Genomic DNA, 2,819 nt, shown 5'->3' with positions numbered 1-2,819 from the left:
CGGTATCTGATCTCGCGCCCGGTGTGGGACGCGCGACCAGCCCGGTGGAACGAAGGCTGGGATCCGAAGCCCGATCGTGAAGTGTGGCACCAGGTGCCCGGTGTGCTGGGCGTCAACCGCGCGGGTGTCGACGCGTTCCGGGTCGCCTGGGAGCGTCATGTCGGCCCCGGCGAGGCCGTCTACACGGGGTCCCCCGAAGGGGCTGGCCTGCTGCGCGCTCTGCGCTGGTCCTCGCCTTTCGGGGACGCCGCGGGCTTGACGTTGCGTCACCGGCTCCAGTGGTGAGCGCACCGGGGGTGGTTCCTCTCTCCGTACCCCGCCTGTCAGAATGGACCGCATGCCCCGAAGCACCTGGAAAGGCGCCGTCTCGTTCGGCCTGGTCACGATCCCCGTCAAGCTGTACTCGGCGACCGAGGAGAAAGACATCTCGTTTCGTCAGGTGCATCCCAAGGACGGGGGGCGCATCAAGTACAAGCGGGTCTGCGAGGTCTGCGGCGAAGAGGTCCCCTACGGCGAGATCGCCAAGGGATTCGAGACCTCCGATGGGCGCATGGTCATCTTGGAGTCATCTGATTTCAACGATCTGCCGCTGCCGACTGCCAAGCAGGTCGAGATCGTGCAGTTCGTGGAATTGGGCGAGATCGATCCCGCCGCGTACAACAAGGCCTACTTCCTGGAGGCCGACGGGCCGGGGGCCAAGCCGTACGTGCTACTGCGTGAGGGTCTCAAGCGTTCCGGTAAGGCTGCCCTGGTGAAGGTGGCACTGCGTTCGCGGGAGTCGTTGGCCTTGATCCGGGCTGAAGGCGACCTGCTCATGATGCAGACCCTGCTGTGGCCCGATGAACTGCGCGACGGCCAGTTCGCCGCGCCGCCCGACGACGTGACGGCCAGCCCGGCGGAGGTCGACATGGCGGGCATGTTCATCGACCAGTTGAGCGCCCCCTACGACCCCGCCCAGTTCACCGACTCCTACCGGGAGGCCCTGGAGGCCGTCGTGGCGGCCAAGCTGGGAGAGGCGCCCGCCCCCGAGGCCGTCCCGGAGGCCGAGAGCGGCGCCGATGTCGTCGACTTGGTGGCCGCACTGAAGGCGTCCGTGGAGGCGGCCAAGAAGCGCCGGGAGGCCGCGGCGAAGGCCGGCTGACCAGTGACGAGTGCATCGGAAGGGAGTCGGCCCCCACGCAAGCGGGTGCGTCTGGCCGACGTCGCCGCGGCTGCGGGGGTGTCCACGTCGGCGGCCTCCTTCGTTCTCAACGGCCGCACCGACCAGCGGATCCCCGAGGAGACCAAGGTTCGCGTGCAGGAAGCGGCGGCCAGGCTGGGGTACCGGCCGAACGCGACCGCTCGGACGCTGCGCACGGGAACGTCGGGGACCTACGCCTTCGTGTCCGACTTCATCTCGAGCACGTCGGTCGCCAACGCCATGGTGCGGGGTGCCTTGCGTGAGCTGGATGCCCAGGGTGCGTTGATGTTCGCTGTCGAGACCCAAGGTGACGCCGACATGGAGCGCCGGCTGGTGGAGCAGCTGATGGATCGGCACGTGGACGGCATGATCTATGCCTCCATGTTCACCCGGCGCACGGTCCCCCCCGCCCTGACCCCGGGAGTGCCGCTGGTCCTGCTGAATTGCCTCCCCGAGCCCGGGGCGGCCGACGTGGAGCTGGCCGCCGTCCTGCCCGATGAGGTGGGGGCGGGTCGTGCGGCCGCCGAGGCCCTGCTGAGGGCCGGGCACCGGGATCGGATTGCGTTCCTGGGAACCTTCCCTGAGGGGATGAGCGGCGGGGAGCAGTGGGGTGGGCTGCACCCGCTGGCGCTGGATTTGCGCTTGCAGGGGATTGGTGAGCGGCTCGCCGACGAGGGGGTGGCGCTGGCTGAGGCGGTGCCGGTCACGGGATGGGACGTCGCGGACGGGCAGGAGGCCGCCGAGGGTTTCCTGGACCGGGTTCGGCCGTCGGCGTTGATCTGTGCCAACGACCGGCTCGCACTGGGGGCGATGCGTGTGTTGCGGCATCACGGCATCCGCGTTCCGGACGACATCTCGCTGGTCTCCTTCGATGGCAGCCAGCTCGCCGACATCACCGATCCGCCGTTGGCGTCCTTGGCCCTGCCGTTGGAGGGGATGGGGCGGCGCGCGGCGGCTCGAGTGCTGACCGCGGGGATCCCGGCCACCACGGAGCTGCTGCCGATGCCGATGGCGCGCACCGATTCGATCGCCTCGCCCGCCTGAGGCGAGACCTTCCCGATAGTTGCCACGCACTCCTTCACGGGCTAACATCATCTCGCTATAACGATTTAGCTGACGCATTGCAGCGTCACACAGGGGAGAGCCAACGATGGTGGAGTGTCACGTGGACGCGACGAGAACGTCCAGCACGACCACGCCCGCCCCCTCGTTGGCCCCGTTCCTGCGCCGGCGGCTCGGCCTCGACCCGGGGTGGCCCGCCGAGGACTTCCTCCGCTCCCAGCCCGGATGGCTGCCGCCCGCCGATGTCGACACCAGCCATCTCCACCTGCCCGGGACCGGCCGCCAGCCCGTACCCCTCCGCCTCTACCGACCCCGAGGGGTGGCCGATCCGCTGCCCGGCCTTCTGTGGTTCCACGGCGGCGGCTTCACCCGCGGGGGCCTCGACTGGGGCGAAGCGCACCCCTTGGCACTGACCCTCGCCTCCCAGGCCCGGATCGTCGTCGCCAGCGTCGGGTACAGCACGGCGTCCTATGGGCATGCCTGGCATGACGCGCGCCGCGCCTGGTCCTGGTTCACGGCCGCCAGGGAGGCCCTCGGTATCGTCGGCGTCCCCGCGGCGGGCGGAGCCAGCGCGGGC

4 protein-coding genes are annotated in these 2,819 nt (G+C 69.8%); all 4 read left to right on the top strand.

The annotated features are described in order from the left end of the window. Window positions 1-285: hypothetical protein (locus V7E09_RS10590; RefSeq protein WP_324523360.1), on the top strand; the 285-nt coding region annotated here is incomplete at its 5' end. Between the two features lie 52 nt (window positions 286-337). Next, a complete protein-coding gene (ku, locus tag V7E09_RS10585; RefSeq protein ID WP_324512354.1) occupies window positions 338-1,141 on the top strand; it encodes a non-homologous end joining protein Ku in 804 nt (267 codons plus the stop codon). 45 nt (window positions 1,142-1,186) lie between these two features. Beyond that, window positions 1,187-2,224, top strand: a complete 1,038-nt coding sequence (locus V7E09_RS10580; RefSeq protein WP_324523359.1) for a LacI family DNA-binding transcriptional regulator — start codon at window positions 1,187-1,189, stop codon at window positions 2,222-2,224. Window positions 2,225-2,345: 121 nt separating this feature from the next. Next, on the top strand, window positions 2,346-2,819 hold a 474-nt coding region (locus V7E09_RS10575; protein WP_324523358.1), incomplete at its 3' end, for an alpha/beta hydrolase.

This window comes from Propioniciclava sp., from assembly GCF_036744435.1.
Classification (GTDB): Bacteria; Actinomycetota; Actinomycetes; order Propionibacteriales; family Propionibacteriaceae; genus Propioniciclava.
This window is presented reverse-complemented; position numbering and strand designations above follow the sequence as displayed.

Excerpts from the sequence above, each read along its gene's own strand:
- ku (WP_324512354.1), top strand. The coding sequence starts at position 338 with ATGCCCCGAAGCACCTGGAAAGGCGCCGTCTCGTTCGGCCTGGTCACG.